At 68.8% G+C, this 17,606-nt stretch carries 5 protein-coding genes; 2 read left to right on the plus strand and 3 right to left on the minus strand.

The window, feature by feature from the left end; translation table 11 throughout:
• Positions 1-10 precede the first annotated feature (10 nt).
• Positions 11-643: a GAP family protein gene (locus A7U43_RS00965; protein WP_067990067.1), complete on the plus strand. Its 633-nt coding sequence runs from the start codon at positions 11-13 to the stop codon at positions 641-643.
• A 3-nt stretch (positions 644-646) separates the two neighbouring features.
• Here A7U43_RS00965 and pe read toward each other — a convergent pair whose 3' ends face one another.
• From pe to A7U43_RS00980, 3 genes are read right to left on the minus strand one after another with little or no spacing between them, the layout of a single operon-like run.
• A complete protein-coding gene (gene pe / locus A7U43_RS00970; RefSeq protein ID WP_067990070.1) occupies positions 647-1,780 on the minus strand; it encodes an acyltransferase PE in 1,134 nt (377 codons plus the stop codon).
• Positions 1,777-4,752 (minus strand): MMPL/RND family transporter, encoded by a 2,976-nt coding sequence (locus tag A7U43_RS00975; RefSeq protein WP_067990073.1) that lies wholly within the window; start codon positions 4,750-4,752, stop codon positions 1,777-1,779. Before A7U43_RS00975 ends, pe begins: the two co-directional genes overlap by 4 nt.
• 54 nt (positions 4,753-4,806) lie before the next feature.
• Positions 4,807-6,228, minus strand: a complete 1,422-nt coding sequence (locus tag A7U43_RS00980; protein ID WP_068001660.1) for a condensation domain-containing protein — start codon at positions 6,226-6,228, stop codon at positions 4,807-4,809.
• 299 nt (positions 6,229-6,527) lie between these two features.
• On the opposite strand from A7U43_RS00980, the gene A7U43_RS00985 reads away from it, so the two are divergent.
• Positions 6,528-17,549, plus strand: a complete 11,022-nt coding sequence (locus tag A7U43_RS00985) for a type I polyketide synthase (protein WP_082901975.1) — start codon at positions 6,528-6,530, stop codon at positions 17,547-17,549.
• Positions 17,550-17,606: the final 57 nt, after the last annotated feature.

Genomic DNA, 17,606 nt, shown 5'->3' on the forward strand with positions numbered 1-17,606 from the left:
GGCGCCCACGATGTGGATCACGCTGCTGGTCATGGCTGTCGCCGTCAGCCTTGAACCGTTCCGCATCGGGATGTCGGTGCTGATGCTCAACCGTCCGCGCCCGCTGCTGCAACTCGGCGCCTTCCTGTGCGGCGGCTTCCTGATGGGGCTGACGGTCGGCGCGGCGGTGCTGTTTCTGCTCGAATCACGGCTGGAATCAGCACATTTCACGCTGCCTCGGGTTCAGATCGCCATCGGCGCACTGGCCCTGCTGACCGCCGCGGTACTGGCCGTCACCAAGGGGCGCCCCCGCACACCGCCGGCCTGGCTGCGCCGACTGCTCGACGGCCAGTCGCTGTGGGTCGCGGGGTCGGCCGGGCTGGGTATCGCATTGCCCTCGGTCGACTACCTGGCTGCGCTGGCCGTCATCGGCACCGCCGACGTGAGCTCCGCGACCCGGCTGGCAGCGCTGCTGATCTTCAACGTGGTGGCCTTCGCCCTCGTCGAAATCCCGCTCCTGGCATATCTTGTCGCACCCGAGCGCACCCGCGCGCGGCTCGCCGCGCTCAACGACTGGTTACACGCGCGCGGCCGCCGCGGGGTGGCCGCGCTGGTCGCGGTGGTCGGCGTGGTACTGCTCGCGGTGGGGCTCGCCGGCCTGTAGCCGCTATCTGGGCGGGTTGTTCAGCACGTACTGCAGACCGGCCATCAGCTGCGATACCGGATCCGCACCGCCGCCGAACGCGGCCTGGGTGGCCGGCGCGGTGACCTCGGCGGGGTCGTAACCGTTCACCGGGTCGACCGTGATGGGGGCGGTCAGCGGGTCGTCGTTACGCGTATACCCGGCATCCACATAGGGTTTGAGCACCGCGTCGAGATCGTTGAGGGTCTTCTTGTCCACACCCAGATACTTGAACGGCAGCACCAGCGGCAGGTGCTCCTCGGGGATCATGTACGTCGTGGTGCGCGCACCCCGGGAGTTGACGGTGGTCCGGATGTTCTGCGGCGGAACCATCTTCGGGTTGGTGAACGCGACGGCGGTGTGCCCGGTTGCCAGGCCGACGATCGCGTTGGCGACCGAGATCCAGTTGTCCGAGCGTTGCGGCCAGTCCGCGATGCTGTCGTAGGCGGAGACGAACAGATGGGTGTCGTACTGGCTCTCCACCGGCGCGGGCATCCGGTAGTCCAGCGACGGCACGACGCTGCCCACCGGGAACGTCTGGCTCAGGAAGCTCTCGCCGAACGCGTGCTTGCCGACCGGATTGCCGTACGTCGCGAAGCTGAGCTGATCCGGTGGCGGGGCGGTCGGATCGTTGGCCAGCCGCGCCTTCACGTCATCGAGCACCGAGGCGCCTTCGGACAGCCCGATGGCCATGCCCGGGCCGCCCGCCTTGATCGCCGCCAGCAGGTTCGGCCCGCCGACGTCGATCGACTCGCCGTAGCTGGGGCCGTCGATCCCCAGGCCCGGGAAATTGTCGTCGAGACGTCCGATCCCCGGGAACAGCCGTTCCAGCGTGTGTCCCTGAACCTGTCCGGCCGGGTAGTCGACGATCTGCCGGTTCAGATCCGGGAACCACTCCGCGCCGGTGCGCATGATGTATTCGTCGTACGGGATGCCGAGCACGTGTGCACCGCCGAGCGCATAGCCGCGGCCCTCGATGGTGCGTGCGGCGCCGGGACCTGCCGGGCCCGGCACGGCCGGGCCGGGCGGCGGCTCGTCGGCGGTGGCGATACCCGCACCCAGCGGGCCGGTGACGCCGATGGTCAGCAGGGCGGTGGCCGCCGCGAATAGCTTCTTCATGCCCTACTGCTCCCCCGCGCTGTGAGTCGAGACGGCCACCAGTTCGCCTTTCCGACCAGCGTAACCATGGCAGGCACGGTGACCGTCCGGACCAGGAAGGTGTCCAGCAAGATGCCGATGCCGATGACGAACCCGCCTTGCACCACCGTACCGATGCTGGAGAACAGCAGGCCCCACATCGAGGCGGCGAAGATCAGACCCGCCGCCGTGATGACCCCGCCGGTCGAACTCAGCGTCCGGATGATGCCGAATCGGCCCAGCGGGGCCTCATCACGCATGCGCGACACCAGCAGCAGGTTGTAGTCGGCGCCGACCGCGACGAGCACCACGAAGGCCAGGGGCGGGACCGACCAGTGCAACTGCTGGTCGAGCAGGACCTGGAACACCAGGACACCGATACCGAGTGCGGCGAAGTACGAGATCACCACCGAACCCACCAGGTACAGCGGGGCGATCACGGCTCGTAGCAGCAGCATCAGGATCAGCAGCACCACGATGATCGTCACGATGACGATGAACCGGATGTCGTTCTCGTAGTAGTCGCGGGTGTCGGCCAGTGCCACCGGATAGCCACCCATCGACACCGAGGCATCCGAGAGTTCGGTGTTCGGCAGCGCACTGCGGGCGGCGTCCTCGATGGCGCTCACCTGGTCCATGGCGGCCGGACCGAAGGGATCGAGCTTGGTGAACACCAGATACCGCGCCGAGTGCCCGTCGGGTGAGACATAGGCCTTGGTGGCCGCCTTGAAATCGTCGAGGGCCAGGATCTCGGGCGGGATGTTGAATCCGGCCATGGCCGGCGAGCCCGCGTTCTCGGCCATGGTCAGCAGGAAGGCCGCGGCCTGATCGAGCCCGGTGCGCATCACCTTGATCTGCTCGACGATCTGATCCACCCCGTCGGCCACCTGGCGGCTGCCGCTGGCGGAGCGTTCGGCGCCCTGCTGAAGCTGGGCCAGCGTCGCCTCGGCACCGGCCGGACTGTCCAATCCCATGGCCTGCATCGCCTTGGTGAGCCGGGTGAACGCGGTGCCCACCTGTTGCAGCGCGGCGTTGAGGGATTGGCGGTCCTGCAACGACTCCAGCTGTCCGGCCAGGTCCTCGATCTCGGCGAGGGTGCCGTCATTGCGGGCCGCGGCGAGCCGGGACAGGTGGATCCGGGTCTGACTGCAGGAGGGGTCCAGATCGCAGACCACGTTGCCGTGCAGGGCCGCGAGCACCGGGGGCACCCAGGCGAACATGTCCCTGGTCGCCATCAGGTTCACACCCATGGAGTTGCCGAGCCGGTTGATGGCGGCCACCAGTTTGGCCGCGACGTCGACGTTGCGGACGAGTTTGTCGCCGCCGTACTGACCGCGCAGTGCCGCGAACGCGTCGACCATCTGCTGCAGGCTGCCCGCGATATCGGTGACCTGACCGCGCACATCGCGCAGGCTGCCGGCCAGCGTGTTGGCGCCCGAGGACAACCGGTTCATATCGGCGGTGCCGTCGCTGATCATCTTCGCGCCGTCGGCGAGCCGGGTGCCGACGATGCCGGCCTGATAGGTGGCCCGGAACTCGGGCGGCACCGAGCCCAGCGGCCGGGTGATACCGCTGACCATCTGGATATCGGGCAGTTGGGCGATGCGTTCGGCCAACTGTTCCAGGTCCGCCAGCGCCTCGGGATTACGCAGATCCTTCGCCGATCGGATCAGCACGTAGGACGGGATGGACTGGTTGATGTCGAAGTGCTTCTCCAGCGCCGCGTAACCCAGCGAGCTGGGTTCGGAGTCCGCGACGGCCTTGCGGTCGTCGTAGTTGAACGTCGCGAAACCGGCGAGACCCGCCAGCAGGAACAGCACCAGCAGGCTGCCCACCAGATGCGCCCATGGCCGGCGCACGATCCGCACACCGGAACGGCGCCACAGCCGGGAGGTGACCTCCTTGCGGGGATTGATCCATCCGCGCGGCCCGACCACCGACAGCAGCGCGGGCAGCAGTGTCATCGCCGCCAGGTACGCGACCCCGACACCGACCGCCGAGGACACCCCGACGGTGGAGAACACGCCCATCTTGGCGAAGCTGATCCCGACGAAGGTCACCCCGACGGTCGCCGCCGAGGCGGTGATCACCTTGCCCACTGAGCCCAGTGCCTTACGGACCGCGTCATGCGGGTCCTCGCCCGTGCGCACGTAATCGTGATAGCGGCTGATCAGGAAGACCGCATAGTCGGTCCCGGCCCCGAAGATGATCGCGCTGAGCAGGATCATCGCCTGATTGGAGACGCCCAGACCGGTGAGCTCCGACAGCGCGGCCACCAAGGACTGCGCAATGACCAACGACATGCCGATACCGGCCAAGGGCAGCAGCATGGTCACCGGGTTGCGGTAGACCACCAGCAACACCAGCAGCACCAGCACCGCGATGGCGATCTCGATCGGCAGGCGGTCGTTCTCGCCCGCGACGGTGAGGTCGGCGACGGTGGCGGCCGGGCCGGCCAGGTGCACCTCCAGCGGTCCGCCGGCGGTGGTCCGCTCGATGAGCTCGGAGACCTGGTTGAACGCGGTGTAGGACTGCGGTGTGCCCAGCGCGCCGGCCAGACCGACCGGCAGCACCCAGGACTTGTTGTCCGCACTCGTCAGGGTCGAGCGCAGCGCCGGTGTACCGATGAACTCCTGCAACATGACGACATTGCGTTGGTCGTCGCGCAGCGCGTCCACCAGCTTGGCGTAGGCGGCCTCGTGTTCGGGGCCCAGCCCGTCCTCGTCGGTGAGCACGACCAGCAGCAGATCGTCGGTGCCGGGTTCGGAGAACGCCTCCTCCATCTGGCGGGCCGCGACGCTGGACGGCGCGTCGTCGGGCAGCATCGACAACGGGTGCTTCTGGGCCATCTCGTTGAGGCTGGGCACCGTCAGCGGCAGTGCCACCGCCAGCGCGATCCAGATCCCGATCACGGCCAGCGGCCACCGCACCACCAAGTCGGCTAACCGACGCACGACATACCCCCTGGCCGTTCCGACCGGGAGACATCCGCCGGCACAGCCCGCCACTCAGGCAAAACGGCCCCAGTCCCCGCTGTCGGCGACCTGCTCGATCACGGATTTCATGGTGGCGATATAACGGGCGACCGATTTGTGGGCCACCTCGTTGTCCGGGAACATCACCGCCATTGCTGTGCCCGCCTCGTAGCGGAATACATAGATGGTGAGCTGATAGGAGAATCGACCGTCGGAGTAAATACCGATGTTGTTCGAGTAGCCCATCTCGGCTGCGGCCAGGACCGCATTCAACGGCGCGGCGCCGCCGTGCAGAAAATTGGAGACCGGAAAGTTGGGCCCGGGCTTTTCCAGCCACGGCGCCAATTCCAGAACGCGGTAATAGGGAACCCGGGCCAGATTGAGCCCGGAGTCGAATGACGTCTGCGCCGACCAGGCGGCCTCGGCGAATGTGGTGGCGGCGATCGGCACGGTGATCGGCACCAAACCGGTGAACCAGCCCTGGGTCATGAAATTGTCCGAGGTGCGGCGAGTATCCCGCGGTGTCAGGCCGTAATAGGTTGTCGCACCGGTCAACTCGTGCTCGACCATGGCGGTGCAGGCGTACAGACCGCCGACGAATCGGGTACCGGCCGCCGTGCACGCCGCCTCGAACCGCGCCGTCTGGTCCGCATCGAGCAGCATTTCCCCGACCATGTCGGCGACGGTCGGTTCCAGGGGGTCGCCGAGCGGTAGCGGAAATTCGGGCATGCTGCCGTTGTTGTTCTCGGCAAACTCGATCCAGGCCTGGACCTCCGGGGACTCCAACGTCAATTCCGCCGTGGACGCGCGCTCCTGAAGACAGAAATCATCGAATCGGCCGGCGTCGGGCAATGGCATCGGTTCGCCGGTGGACAGCAGCGAGGTGTACATGCCGTGCGCTTCGAGCATCGTGATGCCGATCAGTGCCGCATCCCCGTGCACATGGTCGATGGCGGCATAGAAATCGAAATGATCTTCGCTCTGCACGATCCCGAACGAAAAGCAGCCCCATTCCATCGGGGTCGGGATGTCGACAATGTGTTTACGCGCATCCTCGGACGTGATCTCGCCGTGGTTGACGGGTTCGAATTCGATATCGTCCGGGTCGACGATGCTGCGCCGGACGATGTCACCGGAACCGGAGTATTCGAACCAGCTGCGGTAGGTGTCATGGCGGCGCAGGTAGTGGTTGAGCGCGTGGTTCATCGCCGAGATATCGCAGGTACCGGGCACCTCGCAGGTGGCGATGATCTGCCGCGAATAGTCCAGGCCCTTGGCGGCCTGCTCGTAGACACCGCGAATGTGCTGACCCTGCATGTAGCTGACCGGGACGGCACTGACCGGGGCCTGCCGGGCCTTCGCCATGGCCGCGCTGGTGGGGTGCCAGGAGGTCACCACACCGGGGGCCGGCGTCCAGTCGTCGATGGTGCCGATCGTGATCTTCCCGATTTGCAAGCTGTCCCTCCCGGGTCTGAACGGCGGCGGTCCGGCAACACCGACGGCGACTTCACGATAGCGGCTGCCCGGCATAGCGGGCGCCGGGCCACATCGGGCTCAGCGGCAGATATGAAACCGCGTGCGGTAGCAACCTACATGCAATACTGACCGGCGAGTAAGGTACCGGCCGTTGCTGTCGGCAGATTGCGGGCCGTGGCCGTTCACCAGACGTTCCTGGCCAGTGCGCGGCCTTCATCGATGGCACCGAAAATCTCATCATCGGCAGTTCATCGGATCGACGCGGGGGAGTTCAGCTCATGGCAGCAACCCAACATGCCCAGTCAGCTGCGGAAGGCGCGGGCCACGAGGCCGACGCCGAGCCGACCCGTTTCGCCATCATCGGCTATGCCGCACGACTTCCCGGTGCCGCCGACGCCGACGAGTACTGGGATGTGTTGCGTGACGGCCGCGACGCCGTCTCCGAGATCCCGCAGGACCGGTGGGACGTCGAGGAGTTCTTCAACCAGGATGCCGGTGCTCCCGGCAAGATCGTCACCCGGCGGGCCGGTTTCGTCGACGACGCCACCGGGTTCGACGCGCCGTTCTTCGGCGTGTCCGCGCGCGAGGCCCGGCTGATGGACCCCCAGCACCGGCTGCTGCTGGAAACGTCCTGGCGCGCCGTCGAGCATTCCGGCACCGCGCCAACCGCTTTGGCCAACACCCAGACCGGCGTCTTCGTCGGGCTGTCCACCCACGACTACCTGGGCATGGCGTCCTCGGAGTTGACCTACCCGGAGATCGAGGCCTACCTGGCCATCGGCACCTCGGGTGCCGCCGGCGCCGGCCGGATCAGCTACCGGCTGGGACTGCACGGGCCGGCGGTCACCGTCGACACCGCGTGCAGCTCGTCGCTGGTCGCCATCCATCAGGCCTGCCAGGCGCTGCAGCTCGGGGAATGCGACCTGGCCCTGGCCGGCGGCGCCAATGTGCTGCTGAGCCCGGCCACCATGATCACCTTCTCGCAGTCCCGGATGCTCTCCCCGGACGGGAAATGCAAGACGTTCGACGCCGCGGCCGACGGCTACGTCCGCGGTGAGGGCTGTGGTGTCGTCGTCATCAAGCGCCTCGACGACGCCATCCGCGACGGTGACCGGATCCGGGCGGTCATCCGCGGCAGCGCGGTCAACCAGGACGGCGCGTCGGGTGGCCTGACGGTGCCCAATGGCGTGGCACAGCAGCGGGTCATCACCGAGGCGCTGGAACGGGCCGGTCTGACCGCCGGCGATATCGACTACCTGGAGGCACACGGCACCGGAACCTCGCTGGGCGATCCGATCGAGGTCCAGGCCGCCGCCGCGGTCCTCGGGAAGGGCCGCGCGGCGGACAAGCCGCTGCTCATCGGGTCGGCGAAGACCAATATCGGCCATCTGGAAGCCGCTGCCGGCGTCGCCGGGGTGCTCAAGGTCGTCCTTGCCCTGGAGCACCAGGAACTGCCCAAACACCTGAACTTCCGCAATCCCTCACCGCATATCCCGTGGGATCGCATCCCGGTCCGGGTGGTCGACGAGTCCGCCGCCTGGGAGCGCAGCGAGCGTCCCCGCGTCGCGGGCGTCAGCTCGTTCGGCTTTTCCGGCACGAACGCGCACGTCATCCTGGAGGAGGCACCGACGGTGGCGCCGGCCGCCGCCGAGGACGTCGCCGACACCCGGCGCTTCATGGTGCTGCCGCTGTCCGCACGCACCCCCGCCGCGCTGATCAAAACCGCCGAGCACTACCGCAGCTGGCTGACCGATCACCCGGACGCCGAGTTGGCCGACGTGTGCCTGACCGCCGGTGACGGGCGCGCCCATCTCGAGCACCGGGCCGCACTGGTGGTGAACTCGACCGAATCCGCGCGTGAGCTGCTCGGCGCGCTCGCCGACGACCGCCCGGCTCCCGGCCTGGTCCGCGGGCACTGCGCCGACGCCCCCAAGACGGCCTGGCTGTTCCCCGGACAGGGCAGCCAGTACGCCGGGATGGCCCGGGAACTGTTCGAGACCGAGCCGGTGTTCGCCGAAACCGTCAGGCGGTGCGCCGACGCCGTCGCCGGCATTCTCGAGCAGCCGCTGCTGGAGGTCATCTACGACTCGGTCGACGGCGAGGAGACGCTGCGCCAGACCCGCCACACCCAGCCGGCGATCTTCGCGGTGGAGATGGGCCTGGCCCGGCTCTGGGAGTCCTGGGGCTACGAACCGGATGTGGTCGTCGGCCACAGCGTCGGCCAGTACTCGGCGGCCTGTGTCGCCGGGGTGTTCAGCCTCCAGGACGGTGCGCGCCTGCTGGCCGAGCGGGGCCGACTGTTCGGCGACTTGCCCGCCGGCGGGCGGATGGCCGCGATCTTCGCCGCCGCCGACCGCGTCGAACGGCTCACCGACGAATACCCCAGCCTGTCGGTGGCGGCCTACAACGGCGCCAACACGGTGCTCTCCGGCCCCGGTGCGGACCTGGAGCGGGCGGTGGCCGGACTGACCGCCGACGGCGTGCGCTGCGACTGGCTGGACACCAGCCACGCCTTCCACTCCGCGCTGCTGGACCCGGCCCTGGACGCCTTCGAGGCCTTTGCCGACCAATTCGACTTCGCGGCACCACAGCGGATCCTGGTGTGCAACCGGACCGGTGCGGCCCTGGGCCGCACCGCCAAACTGGACGGCGCCTACTGGCGCCGGCACGCACGCCAGCCCGTCGAGTTCGCCAAGAGCGTGGCCACCCTGGCCGATCTCGGCTGCACGATGCTGCTGGAGGTCGGCCCGCAGCCGGTGCTGACCGCCGCCGCCATGCGCGCCTGGCCCGACCCGGCCAACGCTCCGCGCGCCGTTGCGTCGATGCGGCGCAACGGTTCTGATCACCGCCACATCGCCGAGGCGGTGGCCAACACCTACGTGGCCGGACACCTGCCCGACTTCGCCGCGCTGCTGGCACGCCCCGCGCGCAAGCTGGACCTGCCCACCTACCCGTTCGAGCACCGGCAGTACTGGTTCCGCGACAAGCAGACGCAGCCGGCCAAGAACGACGCCGTCCGCACCGATGCCGTCCGGTTTCTCGAGGACGGCCGCATCGAGGAACTCGCGGCCCTGCTCGACACCTCGGGTACCAGCCTGACCACCGCTGATGTTCTCAACAAGCTTGCCGCCCAACACAATCGGCAGCGCGACGCCCAGTCCATCGCGGACGCGCGCTACGAGATCCGCTGGCTGGTGTCGGCACCGGCATCCGCCGCACCCACGGGTGAGGGCTGCGCCTGGCTGGTCATCGGCGATGACGCCGACACCGTCGCACCGGTTCTCGACGCGCTGACCGCGCAGGGCCACCGGCACCGGACGCTGCGCCTGCCGGCATCCGACGCCGACGAGCAACGCCTTTCCGCCGATCTGCGCGCCGCGGTGGAAGACGAACCGACACTGCGCATCCTGCATGTCGCGGCCCTGGAAAAGGAGATCGCTCCCTCGATGCGGTCACTGCTGCGGATGCAGCACCGGGTCCTGGACGGCACCCAGCGGCTGTTCCGCGCCGCCGCGGCGGCCGATCTGCGCGCCCCGATCTGGGTCGTCACCCACGGTGCGCAACGGGTGCTCGACACCGACCCGGTGGCACCCGAGCAGAGCAGTCTGTGGGGCTTCTGCCGCGCGGCTGCCCTGGAATACCCCCAGATCTGGGGCGGCCTGGCCGACGTTTCCGGGATCGCCGAGGAGTGGTCGCGGCTGATCACCCAGATCGTCGGCGCCGCACCGGGTGAGGACCAGATCGCACTGCGCGGCCAGGTCGTCCATGTGCCCCGGCTCAGCAGGCGCACCGGGCAGCCGAACCCCACGACCCTCGAACTGCGCTCCGACGCCACGTATCTGGTCACCGGCGGCCTGGGCTCACTCGGACTGGAGATCGCGGGCTACCTGGCCGCGCACGGCGCCCGCCACCTGGTACTGACCAGCCGTCGGGCCCCAGGCAGCGCTGCGGAGCAACGCATGGACGCGCTGCGCCAGCAGTACGGCTGCGAGGTTCGGGCCGTCGCCTCCGATATCGCCAACCCGCACGATATCGCGCATCTGATGGCCACCATCGCCGCCGAACTGCCACCGCTGGCCGGCATCGTGCATGCCGCCGGCGAGAACAGCACCACCGCGTTGAGCACCCTGGATCCCGCGGAACTGGATCGGGTGTTCTCCGGAAAGGTCTGGGGTGCCTGGTATCTCAGTGAGGCCATCACCGATCTGAAACTGGACTTCTTCCTGTCCACATCGTCGATCTCGTCGGTGTGGGGTAGCTACGGCCAGACCGCCTACAGCGCGGCCAACGCGTTCCTGGACGGGCTGACCTGGCGGTTGCGCGAACAGGGCGTACCGGCCTGCAGCGTCAACTTCGGGCCGTGGTCGGCGGGAATGGCCGACGGCGAAGCCCGCACCCAGCTGGACCGGCGCGGTGTGCGCACACTCTCCCCGGCCGACGCGCTGGCCGGAATGGCCGACGTCATGGTCGGCGCAGCGACGGGGACACCGTCGGCGGTGGTCGCCAAGATGGACTGGTCCCGCTTCCTGCCCATCTATCTGCAGGCCGGGCCGCGCTCCCTGCTGGCCGAGGTGGCCGGCGAGGTGCCCGAATCGAGCTCTGCGACCGCAGGTCCGGCCGGCACGACCCGGCTGGTCGAGCGGCTCACCTCGGCTCCGGTCCAGCAGCGCAAGAAGCTCGTGCTGGAGGAACTGCGCGACGCCGTCGCCGAGGTCACCCAGATCGACGCCGCCGAGATCCGGGAAGAGACGGGGCTTTTCGACCTCGGACTGGATTCGCTGATGGCCGTCGAACTGCGCCGTCGGCTGGAGCAGTCCGTCGGCGCCGAACTGCCCGCGACCTTGGCGATGGACCATCCGCGGCTGACCGATATGGCCGACTACCTGCTCGGCGACGTGCTCAAGCTCAACGAGCGGGGCGCCAAGAAGACCGCCGCGGCGCCGGTGTCCCTGGCGACCAGCGCCGCCGACGAACCCATCGCGATCATCGCGGTGGCCTGCCGCTTCCCCGGCTCACCCGACCCGGACGCCTACTGGGATCTGCTGGCCGGCGGTGTGGATGCCATCCGGGAGATCCCGGAGGACCGTTTCGACATCGACGAGTTCTACGACCCGGATCAGCAGATGCCGGGCAAGATCTACACCCGCAGCGGCGGATACCTGGACAGCGTCGACGGATTCGATCCGGAGTTCTTCGGCATCTCCCCGCGCGAAGCGGTGTGGATCGACCCGCAGCAGCGCCTCATGCTCGAACTGTCCTGGGAAGGCCTGGAGCGGGCCGGCTATTCCGCTGCGTCCCTGCGCGGCAGTCGCACCGGGGTATTCGTCGGTGTCGGCGCCAATGAGTACTCACACCTGCTGTCCAACGATTCGCTGGACAACCTGCAGCCCCACTTCATCACCGGCAACGCCCTCAACGCGATCGCCGGCCGGGTCTCCTTCACCCTCGGACTCGAGGGCCCCGCGATGGCGGTGGACACCGCGTGCAGCTCCTCGCTGGTCGCCGTGCATCAGGCCAGCCAGGCGCTGCATTCCGGGGACTGCGATATGGCCATCGCCGGTGGGGTGAACGTCTTGTTGAGCCCGGCCTCGGTGGTCGCGGCCTCACGGGCCCGGATGCTCTCACCGGACGGCCGGTGCAAGACGTTCGACGCCGCGGCCGACGGCTACGTGCGCAGCGAGGGCTGCGGCGTGCTGGTGCTCAAGCGGCTGTCCGACGCCCAGCGCGACGGTGACCGGATCAGCGCGGTCATCCGCGCCAGCGCGGTCAATCAGGACGGCGCCTCCAGCGGTCTGACGGTGCCCAACGGCGGTGCACAGCAACGGCTCATCAGCTCTGCGCTGGCCCGGGCGGGCCTGGCCGGCGATGACGTCGACTACCTGGAAGCGCACGGCACCGGCACCCCGCTGGGCGATCCGATCGAGGTGCAGGCGGCCGCCGCCGTGTACGGCGCGGGCCGCGACCCGGGCCGTCCGTTGCTGATCGGTACCGCGAAAACCAATGTGGGCCATCTGGAGTCGGCGGCCGGGGTGGCCGGCCTGGTCAAGGTCGTGCTGTCACTGCAGCACGACCTGCTGCCGCAGACCCTGCACTTCCACAATCCCTCACCGCACATCCCATGGGACAGCCTGCCGGTCCAGGTGGTCGACAAGCCCACGCCGTGGCTTGCCAACGGCCGTCCGCGACGGGCCGGCGTCAGCGCCTTCGGGTTCACCGGCACCAACGCGCACGTGCTCATCGAAGAGGCGCCGCAACCGATCTCGGATCCGGCTGCCGATGACACCCCGGCCGAACCCGCCGACGCGGCGACGGCCCCGCGGGAACCGCTGAGCGTGTTGCCGCTGTCCGCGCGCTCCGCGCAGGGCCTGACGGCGTTGGCGCAGCGGTACTCGTCCTGGCTGGACGACCACCCGGATGCCTCGGTCGCCGATGTGGCGTTCACCGCGGGGGCGGGGCGCTCACACTTCGAGCACCGGGCGGCCGTGGTCGCCAACACCGTTCCCGAGGCCAAGATGCTGCTCGACGATCTGGTGGCCAACCGGCTACGTCCCGGGGTGGTGCGCGGCGAGTGCACCGATCCCCCGACCACAGCCTGGTTCTTCCCCGGGCAGGGCAGCCAGTACCCGGGGATGGCGCGCGAACTGTTCGACTCCGAGCCGGTGTTCGCCGAGACGGTGCGCCAGTGCGCACAAGCCGTCGACGGCATGCTGCCCCGCCCGCTGCTCGACGCGATCTTCGACCCCGGCCGCGAGGCCACCGAGACGCTGCGACACACCTCGTTCGCCCAGCCGGCGATCTTCGCCGTCGAGATGGGCCTGGCCCGGCTGTGGCAATCCTGGGGAATCGAACCCGATGTGGTGTTGGGGCACAGTGTCGGCCAGTACGCGGCGGCCTGCGTGGCCGGTGTGTTCAGCCTCCAGGACGGTGCGCGGCTGATCGCCGAACGGGGCCGGCTCTTCGGCAGCCTGCCCGCCGGCGGCCGCATGGTCGCGGTGTTCGCCGACCCCGAGTACGTCGAGAGCGCCGCCGAGGCGTTCGGCCGGGTGTCGGTCGGCGCCTACAACGGTCGCAACACCGTGCTGTCCGGGCCGGGCGAGGATCTCGAACAGATCGTCGCCAACTGCAGCTCGGACGGCGCGCGGTGCACCTGGCTGGAGACCAGCCACGCCTTCCACTCCGAACTGCTGGACCCGGTGCTCGACGAATTCGAGTCCTTCGCCGGACAATTCGAGTACGCCGTGCCGGCCCGGCCGCTGGTCTGCAACCGGACCGGGGCGGTGCTGACGGCCGAGACGCCGATCAACGCGCAGTACTGGCGGCGGCATTCGCGTCAGCCGGTGCAGTTCACCGAGAGCGTGCGCACGGTGGCGGGGCTGGGATGTTCGGTGTTGATGGAGATCGGCCCGCAGCCGATCCTGACCGCCGCGGCGCTGCAGAGCTGGCCCGAGTCCTCGGCCACCCCGCGGACCATCGTGTCGCTGCGCAAGGGCGCCAACGCACAGCGTCAGATCACCGAAGCACTGGCCACCGCCTATATCTGCGGGCACCGACCGGATTTCGCCGCCAAACATCACGGGGCACAGCATCGGCTCGAGCTGCCCACCTATCCGTTCCAGCGCCGCCGCTTCTGGCCCAAGACGTCGGTCGTCGGCATGGGCTCCGGGGGTGGGGTCTCGACATCGAGCATCCTGGGCAGCGCCAAGGACCTGGCCTCCGGTGACACGATCTACAGCAACGTGCTGTCGGTGAAGACCCAGCCGTGGCTGGCACATCACGTCATCTACGGCACCGTCGTGGTACCGGGCGCCACGTATGCGGCGATGGCGCTGGCCGCCGCACAGGCACCTGCGCACGTCAAGGACGTGTACTTCTACGAGCCGATCATCCTGCCCGACAAGGCGTCCCGTGAGGTGCAGTTGACACTGCATCCGCAGGACGACGGTTGGAAGTTCCAGGTGCACAGCCGCCCCTACGGTGTTCGCGAGGCCGAGTGGTCGTTGAATGCGGACGGCACGCTGGGCTCCGGCACGGATCCCGCGACACCGGCGCAGGAGGCGCCGGCGCTGCACCCCGACGAGGCGATCGAGCACATGAACCGCACTCGCCCGCAGGAACTCTTCGAGATCTTCCACGATCTGGAACTGGCCTGGGGACCGACCTGGTCGACGTCGTTGAAGTCGCTGTGGGTCGGTGACGGTGAGGCGATCGGCGATGTGTCCGTCGGTGACGAGCTCGCCGAGCATCTGGGCAGCGAGCCGATCCACCCCGTCCTGCTCGATCTGTGTACCGGTGTCGCCTTCCCGGCCTTCCCGGCGGCGCTGGCCGCCGAGCAGGGCATACACGACCTGTTCCTGCCGCTGCGGTACGGACGGGTGCAACTGCTGGAGAAGATGCCTAATCGGTTCTACTGCCGGGCGCGCTGGCACGAGGGCCCGCTGAACAGCGAAACCCTGGTCTTCGACATCGATTTCGTACACCGCGACGGCAGGCTGCTGGGCGGGATCGAGGAGTTCACCGTGAAGCGCGCACCGCGGGAGGCGCTGCTGCGCGGGCTCGGCGGTGACTCGACCCGATTGCTGTACACCGTGGGCTGGCACGAGGCTGCCGCACCCGGAACCCTCGACGCCGAGGACTCCACCACCAAGACCGCACATGGCACCTGGCTGGTCGCCGGGCTCGACAGCCTGGCCGAGGCCGTGCCCGGCGCGGTCACCGTCGCCGAACCGGCGAATCCGGATGCCTGGAAACGGGCCTTCGCCGACGCCGCCGAGCGGGGCACCCCGGTCAGCGGAATCGTCTACCGCAGTGCGGGCCGCCCCGGACTCGACGGTCCCACCGCGGACCTCGCGAACCGGTTGGAGGCCGAGGTGGCCGCCCTGCTCGGCGCCACCCAGACCGCGCTGGCCGGCCAGACGAGCGGCCTGTCCGGCGGGCTGTGGATCATCACCGAGGGCGCGGTGGCCACCGAGCCCGGTGAGCCGGTGGACCCGGCGCAGGCCGCGCTGTGGGGATTCGGGCGCACCCTGATCGCCGAGCAACCGACACTGCGCTGCCGACTGCTCGACGCCGACGGCTCCGACGAGTCGCTGAGCTGGCTTGCCGGCGCACTCGGCACACCGGTCGCCGAACCCGAAATGGCCGTGCGACAGGGACGTTTCCTGGTGTCGCGGCTGCTGCACTGGGCGCGCACCGGTCACCTGCCGATGCCCCGGTCGGATGATTACGCGCTGGCGCCGACCGAGCGCGGTGCCATCGACAACCTGCGACTGACCGAGGTGGAGGTGACGCCGCCGGAGGCCAACGAGGTGCAGGTGCGGATCGAGGCCGCCGGCCTGAACTTCCGCGATGTGCTCAATGTGCTGGGCCTGTATCCGGGCGATCCCGGCCCAATCGGCGGCGACCTCTGCGGTGTCGTCACCGAAATCGGTTCCGAGGTCAGTGGCTTCCAGGTCGGCCAGCGGGTCTTCGGGTCCATGCAGGGTGCGTTTGCCAGCCGGCTCAATGTGCCCGCACCGCTGCTGGCCGGTGTCCCCGACGGCATCAGCGCGGTGGACGCCGCGACCATTCCCGCCGCGGCGCTGACGGTCCGGCTCGCCTTCGACTGGGCGCAGCTGCGCCCAGGCGACAAGGTGCTCATCCACGCCGCCAGCGGCGGTGTGGGTCTGGCCGCGGTACAGATGGCGCGCCAGCACGGCGCGACCGTCTTCGCCACGGCCAGCACCTACAAACGCGCGACGCTGCGCGCGATGGGTGTCGAGTACGTGTACGACTCGCGGACCACCGATTTCGCCGATCAGATTCTCGCCGACACCGACGGCGCGGGTGTGGACGTGGTACTCAACAGCCTGACCAATGAGGGCTTCATCGAAGCCACCGTGCGGGCGACCGCCCAGGGTGGCCGGTTCGCCGAGATCGCCAAGCGCGATATCTGGACCGCCGCGCAGATGGCCGCGGTACGCCCCGATATCGACTATGAGATCGTCGCGCTGGACGTGACGATGATGAGCGATCCGGACCACATCCAGCGTCTGATGTCCGAGGTGTCCGACGGGCTGGCCGAGGGCGTGTGGGCACCGGTGCCCGCCGAGGTTTATCCGTTGACGGAGGCCAGGACGGCGTTCCGCCGCATGCAGCAGGCCCGCCACATCGGCAAGATCGTCGTGCAGATGCCGAAACCTCTTCAGCCACACGGTGATCGGAGCTATCTAGTCACCGGCGGCCTGGGTGCGCTCGGCCTGCACACGGCCGCCTATCTGGCCCAGCTCGGCGCCGGGGACATCGTGCTGACCAGCCGCCGGGCACCCGATGCCGAGACGCAGCAGGCCATCGACGCCATCACCGAGCGCTACCACTGCCGGGTCCACGTGTTCTCCGCCGATATCGGCAACGCGTCCGAGGTGGCCACGCTGCTGGAGAAGATCCGTGCGGATCTACCTCCGCTGGCCGGTGTGGCACACCTGGCGGGTGTTCTCGATGACGCCCTGCTGCCGCAGCAGAGCCTGCAGCGATTCCAGGCAGCGTTGGGGCCCAAGGCATATGGCGCGCACTACCTGCATCAACTGACCATGTCCGATGATCTCGACTTCTTCATCGTCTATTCGTCGGCTTCGGCGGTGCTGGGCTCGCCCTCACAGGCCAACTACGCCACCGCCAACGCCATGCTCGACGGGCTCGTCGCACAGCGCCGGGCTCAGGGACTGCCGGCGACCGCGGTCAACTTCGGCCCATGGGGCAGCGGCGGGATGGCCAGCTCGCAGGCCGCGCTGGCCAACCTCAGCGCCCAGGGCATGATGCCGCTGGAGCCGTCGGCGGCGCTGGCAGCTCTCGGCGAGGCGGTCCGGCACGGAACCGCGCAGGCGACCGTGCTGAAGGCGAATTGGCAACGGACGGCGAAGATGTTGGGCGGTATCCGTCCGCCACTGCTGGATCAGGTGCTGCCCAGCGGCGACGCAGCGGCCGGCGGGGACAGCGAGTTGCTGCGGCAACTGCAGGAACTGCCGGTGGCGGCGCGAGCCGGTTTCATCACCGAGTTCCTGCAGCGCGAGGTGCAGGGCTTCCTGCGGCTGGCGCAGCCGCCGGCGGCAACCAGCCGGTTCCTGGACCTGGGCACCGACTCGCTGATGGCGGTCGAACTGCGCAACAGGTTGTTCGGACAGTTCGGTGGCAAGTTCGATATCAGCCCGACCGCGGTGTTCGACTACCCGACCATCGGTGAGCTTGCCGAGCACCTGGTGTCGCAGTTGCCCGATGCGGAATCGCCTGCGGCCGAGCCCGAGTCACCTGCGGAGCAGGCGAACTAGGAACCCCTCGCCGAGATTCACATCAGGGACGTAGCACACGCCGGATCGGTCCCTGGT

The organism is Mycobacterium adipatum, assembly GCF_001644575.1.
Lineage (GTDB): Bacteria > Actinomycetota > Actinomycetes > Mycobacteriales > Mycobacteriaceae > Mycobacterium > Mycobacterium adipatum.